11 protein-coding genes are annotated in these 16,974 nt (G+C 57.9%); all 11 read right to left on the bottom strand.

What is annotated here, in order from left to right:
• Nucleotides 1–8: 8 nt before the first annotated feature.
• A complete protein-coding gene (locus tag ROI90_RS04115) occupies nucleotides 9–1,430 on the bottom strand; it encodes an McrC family protein (protein ID WP_315997062.1) in 1,422 nt (473 codons plus the stop codon).
• Between the two features lie 25 nt (nucleotides 1,431–1,455).
• Nucleotides 1,456–3,309 carry an McrB family protein gene (locus ROI90_RS04110; protein ID WP_315997061.1) on the bottom strand — a complete coding sequence of 618 codons (1,854 nt, stop codon included), beginning with the start codon at nucleotides 3,307–3,309 and terminating at the stop codon, nucleotides 1,456–1,458.
• Between the two features lie 46 nt (nucleotides 3,310–3,355).
• Entirely contained in the window at nucleotides 3,356–3,688 is a 333-nt protein-coding gene (locus ROI90_RS04105) for a nucleotide pyrophosphohydrolase (RefSeq protein ID WP_315997060.1), read from the bottom strand.
• Nucleotides 3,681–5,735, bottom strand: a complete 2,055-nt coding sequence (locus ROI90_RS04100; RefSeq protein WP_315997059.1) for a tetratricopeptide repeat protein — start codon at nucleotides 5,733–5,735, stop codon at nucleotides 3,681–3,683. Before ROI90_RS04100 ends, ROI90_RS04105 begins: the two co-directional genes overlap by 8 nt.
• A 232-nt stretch (nucleotides 5,736–5,967) precedes the next feature.
• Nucleotides 5,968–6,501, bottom strand: a complete 534-nt coding sequence (locus tag ROI90_RS04095) for a hypothetical protein (protein WP_315997058.1) — start codon at nucleotides 6,499–6,501, stop codon at nucleotides 5,968–5,970.
• A 141-nt stretch (nucleotides 6,502–6,642) separates the two neighbouring features.
• Nucleotides 6,643–6,978 carry a DUF4062 domain-containing protein gene (locus tag ROI90_RS04090; RefSeq protein ID WP_315997057.1) on the bottom strand — a complete coding sequence of 112 codons (336 nt, stop codon included), beginning with the start codon at nucleotides 6,976–6,978 and terminating at the stop codon, nucleotides 6,643–6,645.
• A gap of 109 nt (nucleotides 6,979–7,087) precedes the next feature.
• A complete protein-coding gene (locus tag ROI90_RS04085) occupies nucleotides 7,088–9,358 on the bottom strand; it encodes a DUF262 domain-containing protein (protein WP_315997056.1) in 2,271 nt (756 codons plus the stop codon).
• 45 nt (nucleotides 9,359–9,403) lie between these two features.
• Complete coding sequence (locus ROI90_RS04080) at nucleotides 9,404–11,293, bottom strand: DUF2075 domain-containing protein (RefSeq protein WP_315997055.1); 1,890 nt, start codon at nucleotides 11,291–11,293, stop codon at nucleotides 9,404–9,406.
• Between the two features lie 186 nt (nucleotides 11,294–11,479).
• The gene (locus ROI90_RS04075) at nucleotides 11,480–13,348 is read right to left on the bottom strand and encodes a DUF2075 domain-containing protein (RefSeq protein WP_315997054.1); all 1,869 of its coding nucleotides are present in this window, start codon (nucleotides 13,346–13,348) and stop codon (nucleotides 11,480–11,482) included.
• 84 nt (nucleotides 13,349–13,432) lie between these two features.
• Nucleotides 13,433–14,242: a hypothetical protein gene (locus tag ROI90_RS04070; RefSeq protein WP_315997053.1), complete on the bottom strand. Its 810-nt coding sequence runs from the start codon at nucleotides 14,240–14,242 to the stop codon at nucleotides 13,433–13,435.
• A gap of 71 nt (nucleotides 14,243–14,313) precedes the next feature.
• Nucleotides 14,314–16,902, bottom strand: coding sequence for a site-specific DNA-methyltransferase (locus tag ROI90_RS04065; RefSeq protein ID WP_315997052.1), 2,589 nt, complete (start codon nucleotides 16,900–16,902; stop codon nucleotides 14,314–14,316).
• Nucleotides 16,903–16,974: the final 72 nt, after the last annotated feature.

Below are 16,974 nucleotides of genomic sequence, written 5' to 3'. Positions count from 1 at the left end.
TGAGCAGGTTAACCAGTCAGCAGTTGCTGCAGGCAGCAGGTGAGCTGCTGCTGCTGTGCTGCAAAGCAGGCTGCCAGATCAGCCGGAGGCTGGAAGGCTGCCGCCGCAACAACGGGCAGGCGGTGAGCGGTTATAGTAAGTGTCTTATTCGCCAGGCTGTCCGGCACCATAAATGACAAGTGATTAGCAGCTGACTTGGCAGCAGGCTGGGACAAGGAGTCGGGGTAGAACAGGTGGTTTTGCACGCTGCCCCGCCGGATGGCGTAGCTGACCAACTGGTACATATCGGCCTGAGCAATGCCTTCGGGGTCGGGCAGCCCATCCACCAGCTTCCAGGACTTGTATTTGCAGTCGATGACTACCGGCGCGGCTGGTGCGGCGCCAGCCGGAACGTGGGGGCGCAGCAGAATGTCGTGCTGCAGGTTGAACCGCTGGCGGGGCGGGCCGCCAGCCGCGGAAACCACCTGCGCCAAGTACAAGTCGCTGGCCTGGGGCGTGATATGAAAACCGGCCCTGAAATGCCGTTGCAGGAAGCCTGCGACGAAGTCTTCGAATATTTTCTCAGTGGGTAGCAACAAAGCAAATACCTGGTGATTGGCCTCGGTACTGGCCAGAGGGCTGTGGCTGGCCAGGAAGAAGCGACAGTAGGCCAGCACCACGTTGAACTCGGCAAACAAGGGTGAGAGCTGCACCTGGTCGCAGTCGGCCAGGCAGGCGGGCTGATCGGCTACGTCGGCGAGCAGGAAGCTGATGTCCTCCAGCAGCCGCTGGCTGCCGCTATGCCCAGTGAAGTGGTGGAGGCGGCGGACGACATCCTTCAGAATGCGGTTGAACCGGTTATCGAGCTGGAAGGAATCGAAAGTGCAGGGCAGAACCTGCTGGCGGCCAACGGCGCGGTTGCGCACGTAGTCGGAGAAGTTGAGCCGCCCCCGCAGCGTGTTGAGCTCTTCCCCTACTTCCTGGTAGTACTGATACTGACTACGATTAAGCAGTTCGTGCGTGTACTGGGCAAAAAGCAGAACAAGCAGCTCGAGCCAGTCGGTGGGGGCCTGGGAGAAGCTGGCTAGAGACCGGGGAAACTGTAGCCGTTCGGAATAGCTCAGCCACCAGTATAGATGCGCGTGGATGGCTTCGAGGCTACCTGGAGCAGGCTGACTGCTGCCCTGGTAAAACACCTTGGGCAGCAAGTGGAGGCGGTGGCCCTGGTACTGAATCAGGCCGACATAGTTGCGGGACCGGACCGTGCGGTGCCCACGCGCGTCGATGGAAAACTCCAAGTAGCGCTGCCGGGTGCTTTTGGCAGGGCCGGACCCGAACAGGCCGGGGGTGCGTGGGCGCTGTTCCCAGATGGTCTGCAGGTAATCCTCCAGCCCCGGGGGCAGCTCAGCCAGGGGCAGGTGGTTGCGGTACTCGTAGAGGTAGTGATTCATCGGCTGACGGGTAGCGGCGGGCTACTCAGCGAATGGATGAATTGCTGCCGTAGCGCAAACCGACGCTGGCATTGAGGTAAGCAGGCACGCCGGCGGCCTGCAGCAGAGCCTGGACTTTGGGCTCATCGTTGAGAAAATACTCATACAGGAGCGGGATGACCTTGCCGTTGAAGATAGACTCCAGGCTTTCTTTTGAGTCGAGGAAATAGGCATGGCCGATTTGAAAGTCGCGGGACTTCAGGCGGACAATCTCGCCGTTAAGCTTTTGCAGGACAGTAGACCGGTTGTCGGGCATACCGGCGAAAAGGTCGTAGCGCGGATAGAGCGGTCGGAACTCGAAGCGGCGGCGCAAGGCAATATCGAGCAGGGCCAGACTGCGGTCGGCCGTGTTCATGGTGCCGATGAGGTAAAGGTTGGCGGGCACGGTGAAGCCTTCTTCGCCGGAAGGCAAGGTTACGGGCAGCGGGTTGGCCCCGCCCAAGCGCTTGTCTTTTTCGAGCAGGGTTATAAGCTCCCCGAACACCCGGGCAATGTTGGCCCGGTTGATTTCGTCGATGATGAGAACGTAGTTGCGAGGCGCATTGGCGCTTGAAGATGCGCTGATGGCAGTTGATAATGAGGAGGGCAGCTGAGGAGTATCCTCCTGATCAGAAACGGCCATTATGGCGGGTATTGACGCTGCACCATCAGCACCCTGATGGATATGGGCCAATTCCAGAAGCCGCTCAACGATGTAGACGTAATACACCTGCGGGCCGCTCGGGGTAAGCTCCCGCGTGCCTTCATACAGCTCCCTGATCAGGGCTATCTGCACTTTGTTTTCGTGGCCGTGGGCTCCTCGGCGGAAGGTTATGTATTTGGAATCAACGCTCAGGACAGGAAACTCATAGCCCGGAGTTTTCATCGGTAGGGTTATTATTCCACCCGGAGAAGCTAAAGGAGCTATGAATTCCTGAAACACGGTTTCGAACGGTACCGATGAGTTTGAATAGTCAGCGTGAACGACCGGACTGGTGTGGATGAAATCGACATCCGCTTGAGGAAACTCCTCCGGATCCAACTCCTGGTGCGATTCCCATTCCCGACGAGCCCGCTCCGCAATACGGTAGAAGACACCGTCGGACTTCTCGAACACCATCTGTCCGTTGATGACCTGGGGACGGAATCCCTGGACAAAATCCTCGTAGGTGAAGCTCTGGTGAAAGGTCACAAAGTCTAACCGCTTACCCAGTTCCTGCTGAAAAAGCTGCTGAGCAGCAATGTAATTAGGAGCTGGTTGACCCATCAGTATCTCATAGGCCAACTCCAAGGTGGATCGGGTTTTACCGGTGCCGGGCGGACCGTACAAGATGATATTGGGGTTAGGAAATTGCTTGCTCATCCAGCTTGCATCAACTTGAGGGGTATTGGCCACGAGCTTAAGATTGAAGTAGGGCTCGAATAAATCGTTATTGGCTCTGGGTAAGTTGTTGACTAGAGCTACTGTACGGTAGCCGCTGGGGGCCCACCAACTCAACTGTTTGTTGAGACTGGTAACATCTTCCCGAACGGGGGCTGCAATTAGCTCAGCCTGCCGGTAGATCCAATTTGCGGAATCCGTGATTAGGTCGGCAAATTCAGCTGGCAGGTCCGCCCAATCTCCCTGAATACGGTAGATACCCCATAACTGAAAGGAACCAGCACAGGCATAGACGTAGTCCCCGTTCTGGATGCCAGTCATAAATAACTCGCCCTGGTTATCGGGGCAGAACTTGTTGACTACAAGCCATCCTTTTTCCTGAAACTTCGCCAGCAACTGCCTGCCGGCGAGATTTTTATTGAAACGCCCCATCGACACTTTGTAGATGGGGCGACCATGAAGCTGCAATAAGTTGATCATAGCCGTAATCTATGCATTCATAGACTACAAGCTTGCTACTTATCCGTCAAAGTTTATCATACTTGGCCGCACTATTCCGCGCTTTGTCGGCTGGATACTTCGCTGCATTAATACTTAGCTTTTCCTGCATGAGCTGCGGGATGTCCCAGTTGTACTTGTCGGCCAGCTGGAAGGCGTAGAGCAGCACGTCGGCCAGCTCCTCGCGGACGCGGGCGGGGTCGGCATCTTCGGGTTTCTTCCAGAGAAAAACCTCGTTGAGCTCGGCCGCTTCGATGCTTAGGGCCAGGGCCAGGTCCTTGGGGTTATGGAACTGCGCCCAGTCCCGCTCGTCGCGGAACTGGCGCAGCTGCTGGAGCAGGTCGTCGATGGGGTTATTCATTGGATTTGCCCTTGTGCATGGCGCGGGCCATTTCCAATTCGCTGGCAAAGTCCAAGCCGGTGTCGAGGCTGGGGTCCAGTTCCTGGAAGCCGGTGTACATGCCGGTGAGCAGGTGCAGGGCCGAGTATTTCTTGCCGGGTACGGAAGCCAGACTATACTTCTGGGACGAGTCTTTGGGGTCGAGGCCGGAGCGGCCGAGCATGGCAATTTCGAAGGTGATGTCTTGGACTTGCTCGCGGGACTTGCCGTCGAAGTGCTTGAGCCAGTCGAGGCAGTAGAACATGACGGCCATGCCGCCGGCGGGGCTGTCGGCGAAGGACATGCGGCCCTGGTGGGCGTCGTCGGGCTCGGGCTCGTCGAGCCCCAAGGGGTCACGCTCGATACGGGCCAACAGGTCTTCGGGCGACTCCTGGCCGGCGGGCTCATCGGTGGGTGCTTGGACAGGAGCGGCCTCGGGGCGGGCGGTGGACTGGCCGGCTGCCTGCTGCTGACGCAAGGTCTGCTCGTCCTGCAACTCGAAGTAGGCGCCCATGCCGAGGTCTTCACCCCAATGCTGGAGCATCTCGTACTCCTCGCCGGGCTGGCGGTCAGTGCGGTACTCCAGATACTCGGCCCAGAGGCGCTCGGCCTCTTTCACCTGCAGCGCGGAAGCCTTGAAGTCGGGCACGGCGTTGTAGCCGAACAGGTCGCGGAACTGCAGGGCCATGACCAAGTTGAGGATGGTGCTGGCCTTGTGTACGGCCGGGGGCGAGTACTCGGTGGCCTGCTTATTGCGGATGGCCTCGATGGACTCCTGCAGCAGCTTCAGCAGGGACAGGAACTGGAAGGGCCGGGCTTCGGGATACTCCCGGTGGAGGAAGTCCTCGATGAACAGGTCGATGGGCTGGTTGTAGACCTGGCGCATCATCCCCTCGAACAGCCCGTCGATGAAGCCGCTAATGTTCTGCTCCTTAAAGCCGGCCTTCTGCAGCTTCTTAAGCTGGGGCTCGGCAGCCCGGATGAACTTTTCCTTACCCCGGCCCGAGGTGGTGAAAAGCAGGTTGCCTCCGCTTTCACGGGCCTGGAGCACGAAGTCGAGGTGGACGATTTCGTGCATGATCAGGTGCTCCACGGCCGGGTAGTCGGGCTTGTACTTCACCTGATGGTAGGCGCGGCCGTAGTTCTCGGCAATTTCGAGCTTGGCGGCGGTGGGGATGAGCGGGTCTTCGTTGACGCGGATCTCCTTGCCGGCCTGGTCCTGCACCCGCAGCTGGTACTCGTTGGCGATGGAGAAGGTGTTGGTGCTATGCAGGTACTTGGTGGCTGTCTCGGTGGCCAGGGCCAGGCTGGCGCGCAGGATGGGGTCGCCGGGGCGGGCGTTGCGCAGGGCACGGGTGGCGAAGTCGAAGGCAGCCTCGTAGTCGCGGCGCTGCTGGCGCACCATGGCCAAGGCGTAGAGCGTGTTGGGGTAGTCGGGCTCTATCTCGTGGGCAATTTCGAAGTAGCGCTCGGCCTCCTGGGTGCGGCCGGACTGCATGAGGTTGCCGCCGATGTTGTTGATGGCAATGAAGTCGCGGGGGTTTAGGGCCAGGGCCTGGTCGTAGAAGGTCTTGGCTGACTTGAGGTCTTCCTTCTGGCGGGCATAGATGTTGCCGGCCATGATGAGAGCGTAGCCGTTGCGCGGATCCCAGCGCAGGGCGTCGATGAGGGCGTCGAGGGCCTCGTCGGGCTGACCCAGCTCGGACAGCACCTGACCCAGGACGCGGTGGTACTCGGAAACAGTGGGGTTCTGCTGGATGAGCTGCTGCAGACGCGGCAGGGCCTGCCGGAACTGGCCGGCCTCACAGAGGCGCAGCACCTTCTGGTACTCTGCCTGCTGGGCCTGGATGGTCTTGGTATCGATCTTCACCTCCACCACATCGCCTTTGATGGTGACCGTGGGCCGATAGGGGCCAAAGGTGTAGAAGTCGGTCAGGTGGTCAACGAGCTGCTCGGGGTTCTGGCCAAAGGCCTGAGCTTCCGGGAAGAGGCTGTAGAGGAAATCGTTGAGGGGGTGGTGGATGGTCATGTTAAACGCGCCCTGCTAATTGCTGTGAACAGCAAAGATACCCGAAAGGAATGGGCGTATTACCAGTTGCCGCCCGGTTCGTGTAAGTTGAGGTCCATTAAAGCATCCCAACTATTGCCTTATCCTTTTTAAGTACCAAGACCTTGTACACTGGTCCTTTTACCGGTTTGCGGCAATAGCTAAAAATCTCCAAACCGCCCAGCGCGTAGTATTAAGAATAAGACAGCGTCGACTAAATGGGCTGGCTGCTCCCTTTGCGAACTACCAGCGAATTAAGCATCTCGCTTTCTCCTCTAGCTGTCAATGACCAAATCATGAGGCCATATGAATTTGCTTTCACTTTGAAGAGACCTAGGACGCGGAACTGCGCTCTGATGGTGTGCAAGATTTCATCCTCAAGAATGTTACTCGTTAGCCCTTCGTCCTTTCTATCGGACACAGAATAAGCGTTGGCGGCCACTATGCTGTTTACCTCGTTCTCACTCAGTACACTCACGCATTTTGAACTGAGGCCCTTGAATACATCTCGCCAAGTCGTTTTTGCTTGCCAGCGAATAGATGGGGAGAATATTTCGCCCCCTTGTTCATGTCCACATCCAATAATTTCAATTTCATCGTCGAGGTCAGCAATGTTTTCGAACGCCAGTGCACCTTTGGCTGATACTTCGGTAAGCTTATCTTTTAGCTGCTGGTTCTCCTTGCGTAGGTCATCCATCTCTTTGTAGATGGACGGATCCACCGTCTGGTCGCCACGCACCCAGCCCACGGCCGGGTAGGTTCTTATGGTGCGGATCAGGCTGGCAAGGGTCAGGCCGGGCAGCTGATCAGCGGTTTCCCAGAATTGTACCAGCCGATTACCGGATACTTCCTGGCGGAAAGCCGCCAGCTTCTCACGAGCCGATGTTTCTCATTCTGACCTGCTCACAGGCAGTGATTCCGGGTCTTTGTGCAGGAACGCAATGACCTTGATTCCTTTGCTGATGGCATAGTGGTACTCCATCTCCGTGTAGCTGACCCCAGTTTCAGAGAGGGTGCCGTAGCGGCCGCCGATAATGAGCAAGTAATAGTCGCTGTCGTCGATGATCTTCTTGATGAATTCGAACTGCTCCTCATCGATGGCAGGGAATAACTCCATCCCGGCGGGGATGCAATCAAGCTCCATGATGGCCTGCTGCACTTTTTTGCGCTCATCCTGCAAGTCGGCAAAAGTGGAGCTGACGAAGACCTGATACCGTTTGTCCATGAGTGGGGTGGAGAGGTGACTGGAATGGGGCTGTCAGACCAAGTGGTATATCTGTGGGTCTGACATGCGAGGATTCTGGAATTGGGCAGGCAGCCAAGTATGTGACGTGTTACTCCTGCTCCTGAGCCGGCAGACTGACCGCCTCGTACCAAGTGTTGAAATCCACGGCCGTGAACAACTCATCGTACAGGTGGCTGGCGCGGCTTTCCACGGCCTGTACCCAAGCGGCGCGACGGGCAGGTGGCCAGTGGCCGGGCCCGCCGCCGGCTTGCTGCCACAGACTGGTGTCGGCAACCGGAATGGCCGAAGCAGACACGTAATCGGTGGAAGACCCTAGCTGCAACACTTGGGAAGTTTTGCAGGAAAGTGGCTCAGTTGTGAGCAAACGCATCTTTTGGGTGTGGCACTTGTTGCTATCGGAGCGGTTTGCCCAGGCCGGCCAGATGCGGAAGTTGCCGAGGGAATTGAGGTAGAACCTTCTGTATCCACCAAATCGACCTTTGCCATTGCCTTCTTCGCCTAAGTTGAGGAGCAAGCCCTGGCAGACCACGTGAGAATAGGGCACAATATGGTCGTAATCGTAGGGCGTGTCGGCTGTGTCTTGCCGCATGGGGTTGTAGCCGACAAACCAACGGTCGAGGTGGGCGCGCTGGAACCAGAGCAGCAGGTGGCGGTGGTGCCAGAACTTGGAGCGGAAGGGCCGGAACGGATCAGCGGGGCGTTCCTCGGTGGAATTGCAAGGGCCGAACAATTCATCCTCATTGCTAAGCCAGCCATTGCTGGCATGGTGGGGCATGGCATGGATCAGGTGAGCGTGAGCAGGCAGCATGGGGGCATGCGCTTTTTGAATCCAGTGCCGGTAGATGGCCTGATCCGGGAAGTTGGATCCGGGCTGCTGCTGGGCCAGCACCTCACCGGCCAGACGGGCATACTTCTGCGCGTCGGGCCGAGCAATGAGCAGGTAGAACAGGTAGCGCAGCACTGGCAGGCGGTTGACCTGCAGCAGATCAGCGTCGGTCAGGTTATCATCAATCCAACTCAGCACCGGGTGGAGCAGCACGGGGTTGAGGTCCAGCAATAGTTTGCGGGGCAGGCCGGGGTCGTCGGAGGCAGCTTCAGGTTTATAAAGAGCCAGTTTGCAAAACTCTTCCAGGATCCGGGTGAAACGTCCCTCTGATTGACCAGTTGACGGCACCAGCAGACTCTTCATCGCCTGCAGGAAGCTGCTCTCGGTGCCCGATGCGGTTGACTGGCCCAGCCACCGCCGGAACTGCGGAACGGAAGGGTTCAGGTCGTGGTGGCCCTGCTGGCGACGGGCCAGGCGGGCGGCGGCCATTACGACGCCGGTGGGGGGAAACAGGTAGCCAACCTTAGGGTGGGTGATGACCTGGGATACGAGCTCATAGGCTTGGTCCCAGCTGGATTTGAGCAGGGAGTACGCCATTTCCTCACCGGCCAGCACCGTGCCTCCCGCATTGACGCGACGAAACAGGACCTCGACCGAATCAGGTGTCTGTTCTGCCTCCGGAGCAGAGTCGGCCGGAGTGGCGGCGGGTTCGGGATGCAGCAGCAAGGGGATACTGCGCTGCGGCCGGCCAGACGAGGGAGTTTCCACCAACAGATTCTCCAGCGCATCCAGCAGCACGGCCAGATGCGGTGGTTCGGACTCAAGAGGCGGTTTGCAGGCAGGGACCAGCTGCTGAACCTGGTCCCAGGATGGCCGGGTGAAGGGGCCCCGCCAGCCGCCACACAACTGCAGCAGCGCATCGAGGGGTACCGGGGTGTAGGCTTCTATCGGCCAGGATGGTTCCGGCGCGTCGGCGCCCTGGGCAATGGGGTTGATCAGGTAGTCGTAGCGGTAGGAATCACCGAGCAGCCGACGGGCTTCGGATTTGGCTTGCTCCGGCAGCTTATCCTCCGGGTTCTGGCGGCGCATACCCCAGGGCTGGTGGCCGGTCAGGAGGCGTAGCAGGAATTTACGGTCGTTGTACTCGGAATCGTTGAACGTGAGCTGGGGGCTCAGGTCAATCCAGAGGCGGCTGGATTCGGTGGGCTGGAAGCCCAGCAGCAGGGTGCGGGTCCGCTGCTGGCCGTCGAGCAGGAAGTACCCATCCGTTTCCGCCTGCATCTGCTGGCTGGACGTGAGGGAGCGGGCGGCCTGACCCTGGGCTCGGTGAGCCAGCAGCATGCTGCCGATGGGGAAGCCCCGGAGCAGCGAGTCCCAGAGCCGTTCGACCTGGGCAATGTTCCAGACGGAGTTGCGCTGAATAGGCGGCAGCTGCGCCAGGTTATAGCAAGGGTTGTCTTTATCGAGGAACCAGGCGACGTAGTCGGTAATGGCCACGGAAGCGACATCATGACGGGTAAACAGATCGGGCATAGAAATGGGGATAAGCTGATGGGAGATGGAGAAATAAACGGGCGGCTATTCCATCCGGCTCTGAAAGAAGCGGCGGGTTTCGTCGTCGGTGAAATAGACGTAGCAGCCCTGGATGCCGCGGGTCATGAGGACTTTGTAGGTGTTGCGCAGGTACTCGAGAGCCTCTTGCGGAGAGAGACGGTAGTTGTTGATGGCGGTATCGGAAGAACCAATCTTGTTGGCTACCCAGCCTCCTTCACTCTGGCGGTAGCGCAGGTCGGGGCCGACGATGACGCCCACGTAGTCGAACTCGAAGCCCTGGGCCGTGTAGATGCAGCCGACCTGGTGGACGCCGCCGGGGTCGGTGGCCCAGAGGGAGGTTTTGGGGATGCCGGGGGCGAGGCGGCCGGCGTTGTCCTTGGCATTCCAGGGGCGGTGGTAACTGAACTGGTCGGTTTCGATGATGACGTTGCTGACCAGCTGGCCGTCGGGTAGCGGATCGGACCAGGGCCAGCAGAAGCCGGCCACGGTGCGGGCGGTGTGGCCCTTTTGCCGCTGCTGCTCCAGCATCTTCTCCATCAGGATGGGGGAATCTAGGACCTGGAAGTCGTAGCCCTGCTGCGGGTTCCAGATGACGTTGGCGGTGCGCTGGATGCCGAGGGTATTGTCGAGCCAGTTGATGAAGCCGGCGGAGCCGCTACAGCGGAACTGGGCTTCGAGTTTGAACTCAGCAATGGTGACGCCCTGGTCCTGGGCCGCCTGCTTTAGGGTGTCGTAGGAACCGATTTCGCCGGGGCGGACGCGCTGGTGGTCGTCGATGAAGAATACGGAGACCTTGGCCACCTGGAGCAGCTCTTCGACCTGGGGCAGGGTGCTCTGGTGCTCGGGCTTGGTGAAGCGGGTGTTGCTGGAGCTGCGGATGCGGTGGGCCTCGTCGCAGATGACCACGTCGAGGGAATTGGGGATGGCGCGGCCGTAGGCGTTGAAGTAGGTGAAGAAGCTGTTGCTGCGGCGGCCGAACTGGTCGCGCAGGTTTTCGGTGAAGGCCTTGGAGCCGGTGGCGTAGTGGGCCTTGACTTCCTGGCGGAGCAGGTCGTGGAGCAGGTGGAGGGCAATGACGGACTTGCCGGTGCCGGGGCCGCCCTTGACCAGGACGGCCGTTTTGGTGTCGTGCTGCTGGGCCTCCAGGACGGCCGTGCGGACGCGGTCGTAGACCAGGAGCTGGTCGTCGAGCAGGGTGTAGCGGCTTTTCTGGCGCATGATGTCGCCGACGTGCTCGAGCAGCTTCTTGCTGGGCTGGTAGCGGCCGGCGTCGATGCGCTCGAGCACCGGCTGGCCGTTGCCACCGGCGAGGCGCTGCTGCAGGTAGGCGCCCAGCTCGGCGGCCTGCTGCTGGCCGTAGATGGGACTCTCCTGCACCAGCTCGGTAAACTTGGGCTCGAGCAGGGCGTCGGTGGCGGTGAAGGTGTAGTTGTGCAGGTAGGCGCAGGCGTGCAGCTGGATGGCTTCGTCCTCGGTGTTGAAGGCCGTGTGGACGTCGGCCAAGTACTGGCGGTACTGGCCGACCTGGGCCGAGGGGTGGAGCACGTCGGAGAGCTGGCCGCCGAGCCAGGTGACCACCTCGTGGGGGCCGGCGGAGGGCTGGGCCTCGGACCACTGCTTGAGCTCGATGATGACGGCCTGGCGCTGCTGCTGGTCGTCGTGGCCGCAGATGAGGCAGTCGAGGCGTTTGGAGGTTAGCGGGAGCTGGTACTCGAGCAGCACGCCGTGGTCGAGCAGGCCGGCCTGCTGGAAAACCTGGCTGACGCTGCGCAGGGAGTTGTGCCAGGACGTGACTTCGTTGGGCTGGGGCTCGGTGCGGTAGTAGTCGAAGAAAGCGGACTGGAGCTGGCCGACAATGGCGTTGTGGGCGGTGGCGGTGATGAAGTCGGTGGAGGAACCGGCGTAGAGGCGCATAGAGTGGATATGGTAGTGGGGCCTCACCCCCCGGCCCCCTCTCCAGGGGGAGAGGGGGAGCCTGACGACGGATGGGTTGGTAGTTGCTGGTTGTCAGTTGTTCGTACTCAGGCGCAACGAAGCGGTAGAGATGCTTCGGCTTCGCTCAGCATGACGTTCTGGTGTGCTCTGCTGCCCCTACCCTACCTAGGCGGGGTTTTTGATGCGGTGGCGGAGGTAGGCGGCGGTTTCGGGGTCGGTGCAGTAGACGTAGCAGCCTTTCATGGCGCGGGTCATGAGGGTGCGGTAGGTGTTCTTGATGATGAGGTCGAGCTGGGCGCGGCCTTCGGGGGATTTAACCAGCTGCTTTTTGCCCTGGACGGTTTTGTCAGCGCTGGCGCGGGCCAGGGCGTTGGTGACGACTTCGCCGTCGCGCACGAGCAGATCGGGGCCGACGATGACGCCGATGTAGTCCAGCTCGAGGCCCTGGCTGGTGTGGATACAGCCGATTTCGGTGACGGAGTCGGGCTTCATCATCCAGAGGCCGCCGTCATCGGTCAGGTTCCACTTGTGGCGGAAGGTAGGGCTCAGGTTGAAGTCAAACTCTTTGTATTTCTCACTACCAGGCTTCTTGCTGGCCCAGTCCCAGCAGTAGCCGGCCACCATGCGGGCACGGTTGCGCTCCTGGTTCTTTTCGTAGATGAGCTGCTGGAGCTCGTCGGGGGTGTCGACGACTTGGAAGTCGTAGTCGGTGGCGTCGAGGGTGGGGTTGGCGGTTTCGCGGATGTCGAGTACGTTGTCGAGCCAGGCCATGTAGGCGTCGGAGCCGTTGCAGCGGAACTGGGAAACCAAGTTGAGGACGTGGACCTCGGCGCCTTCCTGGTCGGCCCACTTGCGGATCTCCTCCTCGCTGCCCACATCCTGGACGGCGATGCGCTGGTCCTCGTCGAGGAAGAACACGCTGAAGCGGCTGGAACGGATGACTTCCAGGGGCTGGCTGATGCCGAGGTTGCTGAACAGACCGGACTTCTCGTTGAGGCGGTGGGCCTCATCGACGATGAGGGCGTCGAAGGTGTTTTCCGGCGTCTGGGTGAAGACGCCCGAGCCGACGAACAGGGAGTCGAAGACGGTGCGGCGCATGGAGCCGGTGAGCTTGCTTTTGTACACGGCGCGGGGGGCCGAGTTTTTGCTCACGTACTTGGCCACGAGGCCTTGCTTGGTGAGGTTAACCAGCAGGTTGATGGCCACCACGGTTTTGCCGGTGCCGGGGCCGCCGTGGACGATGAGCACGTGCTTCTTCTCGTCGCGGGACTTGGCGGCCAGCTTGCGGGCCGTTTCGTAAACCACCTTCTGCTCGTCGAGGAGGATGAACTCCTGGTTGCCCTTCATCATGGAGGCCAGGGAATCGGCGAGCTGCTTGGAAGGGCGGATGCGGCCCCCGTCGATGCGGTACATGATGCCCGACTTGTCGCCGTGCTTGACGTGCTGGCGGATGAACTCGCGCAGCTTCAGGGCGTCGCTCTTGAGGAAGAGCGGGGCCTTGGCCACGTAGTCGGCGTAGTGGCCGGTGGTGAGCACACCGTTGTCGGGGTGGTTGTGGAGGTAGGCGCAGGGCAGCAGCTTGATGCCGTCGGTGTAGACCGTCTCGTTGAAGCCGTCGAGGTAGGCGGCGTAGGACCAAGCCTGGTAGGACGGATGGTTGACTTCCTGCAGCCCTTTGCCCAGGTAGGTGGAGACCACGCCGTCCTTATCGGTGGCGGTGGATTCGGACCACTGCTTGAGCTCGATGATGATAGCCTTATCGGTGCCGTGCTCGTCCTGGCCGGTGAGCACGAAGTCGATGCGCATGCCGGCGTGGGGCAACTGGTACTCGATGCTCACGCCGCTGTCGTCGGGAATCCGGGCGTCACTGAGCACTTTGTCCATGTACATCATGGAGTTGCGCCAGGAGTTGATTTCCGGTTGGCCGGTTTTGCGGCCCAGCTTCTTCAGGACCAGGTCCTGGATGATTACTTCGACGTTGTTGGAGAGGACGTCGTCGAGAAAATCGGACTTGGTTTTTTGATAGACGATCATATGCCTTACGTTTAATATTTGTTGCCTCAGAGAGGAAGTCTAGATTGTTGGTTCTCCTATTGAGGACATAAGCTGCTTTTTGGTTTATGCGGACTTGGTCTCTTGAGCCAGCAAGCCATCCAAAACAGTCAACTTATTTATAAGTATTTCAATAGCCTTATTCTCATGTCTAAATAACATCGACACACCCAGATTCTTTTCTATGGTGTCCTCAACCAGAATATGCATCATACCATAAAGCTTCGCTTTTATATCAGATGGCAACTTACTGTTTTGTACTAAATATGTTGATATTTCAAGCAGCATTGTAAGCCTACTGAAGCTTAGCTGAATACTTTCAAAGTATGTATTCACAATGTTTTGTAAAGCACCACTCCGGCCTTGTAGCTCAACGTTAATATATTCTTGCAAAGGGAAATGCCTGAATCGAAATTTTTTATTGGATGAATAACCGGCTAAGTTATTCCTAAAATTAATGTTCAAACCATTGGTTATATTTACATGGGATGTTGTGTTGTTGTTTTTTAGTGAATTATTTTTTGACAATTCGTCCACCTCTATTTTAATATCGTCAATTAATTTCAATGAGGTGATTAATGCATTTTCGTTCTCACTTCTTGCTTGATCTTTATCATACTGAACTCTCTGTTCTGATCTTGCTTCATATTGTTCACGCAATGAAAAATACAGAACTAGTAGGCCAACAAAATTTAAGATAGGACCCGCAATTCCACCAATAGTGTCGCCTAATGTTCCTGTATTTTTCGCAATTTCATAATTGTGAAAGAATGCAATCACCATAAGCACCATTATAATGGAAATGCTTGTGCCTAAAAGAATTGCAATCTTTACAAGGGCGTTGTTTTCGCCATTACTATTAATGTCTGAGTTCATTTCTATTTCAAAATGGCATCTTGAAAGATGTAGCTGATAATTAAAAGATTATCGGTTACAGATAATGAGCGTTACACCTTCACCACCTGGGTGGATTCTTCGCCGAACTGGCTGATTACTCGGACGGCGATTTGCTGGCCTTTGCGGGTGAGTTTAATGGGGCGGGACTGGAAGCCATAGAGCTCGTCGAAGGCTTCTTCGTCCAGCTCGATGCGGAGGGTGTGCTCGGCCTTCTTTTTGGTGCTGAGCTTGGCCAGGTCGGAGAGGCCGCGTTTCCACTTGCTGAACTCGTCCTGGTCGCCGCCGCAGAAGAAGACCTGCTGGACCACGAAGTTGGAGCCGTCGTAGTCATCGTCGACCATCCAGTAGGCGATGTCGTTGATGTTGCGGGCTTTTACTTCGTCGCGGATGGGGTCGTAGAGGTCCATGCCGCGGACTTCGACGCGGACTTCCTGGCCGGGCTGGGGCTTGGCTATTTCCTGGCCGGTGGCGTCGATGAGGGCGATGTCGGGCTCGCCGATGGTGACGAAGGAGGCGGCTTTTCTATCATTCCTAATCAGACCTTCCTGCATGAGGTCGTCGTGCATGCGGACGATGTCGACGCGGAAGTCGCCGATGCTGGTGGACTGCTGGCCACCCTGGACGTCGGTATCGAACTGGAAGCCGAGGATAACGAGCCAGTCGGCATCACCGCGCTGGCGGCACTCTTTGATGGCGCCGTTAAGGGCCTGGCGGCTGACGGCGCCGAACTTGGGACCGATGTGGAGGTAGGCCTTCTTCTCGCCGCCTTCGGCCTCGTAGAAGCCTTCGGCGTGGAGGTAGCCATTAGAGGAAATGGCCTCGACGCGGCGGAAGACGGCCCGCTCGGTGGCGTCGCCATTCTTGATACCGGCGGAGCGGAGGTGGTCGTAGATGCGCTCCTCGAACCGGTCCTCAGAATCCGTAGCGGCGGCGGCAGTGTTGGCCGCGGCTGGGGCTATTGGATCAAGACCCTGAAGGGTTTCGACGGTGAAAGGGCCAGCTACACGGACTTTCGTCTTATCTACTTCAGGCTGGTCGTAAAGGGTCTCCTCCTCAGCTGGCTCATTATTACCTATACTTTTGAGGGTGATGTGAGGGACTTTTTTATATACAAAGCCCTGGCGAATGTCAGAATCTGAAACTCTTTTGTAGGCAGGGAAGCCTGCCGTCATTAGACGGGTCTTAGCAATATTCAGGGCAATACGAGACGTGTCAATCGTAATCCAGCGACGGCCCCATTGTTCAGAAACGAAAGCAGATGTTCCAGCACCACAAGTCGGATCCAAAACTAGGTCGCCCGGATCTGTAGTCATTAGAATACAACGCTGTATGGCCTTCGTTGAGGTTTGAACTACATAAACCTTCGGGTCGCTTCGACTCATTATTCCCCCAACGTCCGTCCAGACGTTATTGATCGGGAAGACAGGAAAGTCATCTAGAAAACGGATATAGGATAACGATTTTCCGGTTGTTACTATTCTTTTAGCCTTAATCAAATTATTAAAACTGTCGGGTGGCACCCCCCACCATCTATTTCCAGGATTATATGTTTTTCCATTAAACTCAACTTCGTATTTACTTCCCGGTCCAGGCTTAGTCAGGTCGCTATAAGTAAACAGTTTAGCTCCCAAAGGTTGGTTGCCTTTTTTCTCAATGTCAGTGGCTGGTCTTATCGTGCCATCAGAAAGCATAATAGAGTTATACCTGCCTATTCCATCGTCTGCTGCATCCTTATCGAGATACAGAGTTCTGAATTTTATGTGGTCTTTACTTCTTGCATACCACACTATGTAGTCGTTAGCTGAAGGCAATAAATTTGCCCCAAAACCTGAATTCTTGTTAAAAGAGATTAAGCTAACAAAGTTCTCGCTGCCAAATACTTCGTCCATCAGATTTCGGACGAGATGCACGTTCTCGTCCGAAATCTGCACAAAGCAAGACCCACTCTCCGTCATCAATTCCTTAGCCAACAGCAGCCGCTCACGCAGGTAAGTGAGGTAGCTGTGGATACCCAGCTCCCAGGTATCGCGGAAGGCTTTGATCTGCTCAGGCTCACCACTCAAGGCATCATCCTTCCCGTCTTGCACGGTCCTGTTATTGAGCCGCATCTGCCAGTTAGAACCATACTTGATACCGTAAGGCGGATCGAAGTAGACACACTGGACGGTGCCAGCCATGCCTTCCCGCTCCAGCAGGGAGGCCATGACCAGCTCGGAGTCGCCCTGGATGAGGCGGTTGGTCCAGCCATCGGGCGGGTGCTGGTAGTACTCGCTGGTTTTGTTGAGCTCGTCGCGCTCCAGGGCATTGCCGAAAAGGTCGTTGAGGCTGAGCTGGCCCGAGGCGGGCGCGGCGGTGCGGTAGAGCCCCTTGATGAGGTTCTCGGGCACGATGTGCTCGTGGCGGTAAAGAGAGCGGATATCGATAGAGAGGCGCTCCTGGCGGCCGTCCTTGCCGTACTTGTTGAGCCAGAACAGCTCGGGGTCCTGGCCCCGGGTGGTGACCGGGTTGAGGGGCAGGTCGGTCTGCTGGTTGGCCTGGACTTTGGCGTTGCCCTTCTCGTAGCCGGCTTCTTCCTGGGAGGGAATGTGGGCGCGGGTATCGGAGTGGGTGGTGGAGCGGATGAATAGATTGTCGGACATGGTAGGGGCCTCACCCCCCGGCCCCCTCTCCGGGGGGAGAGGGGGAGCCTGACGACTGGCGGCTGATTGGGA

The sequence above is a fragment of the Hymenobacter endophyticus genome, assembly GCF_032464715.1.
In the GTDB taxonomy this organism is placed as follows: domain Bacteria; phylum Bacteroidota; class Bacteroidia; order Cytophagales; family Hymenobacteraceae; genus Hymenobacter; species Hymenobacter endophyticus.
The sequence above is the reverse complement of the archived record's forward strand: the minus strand, read 5'-3'. Positions and strand labels throughout refer to the sequence as shown.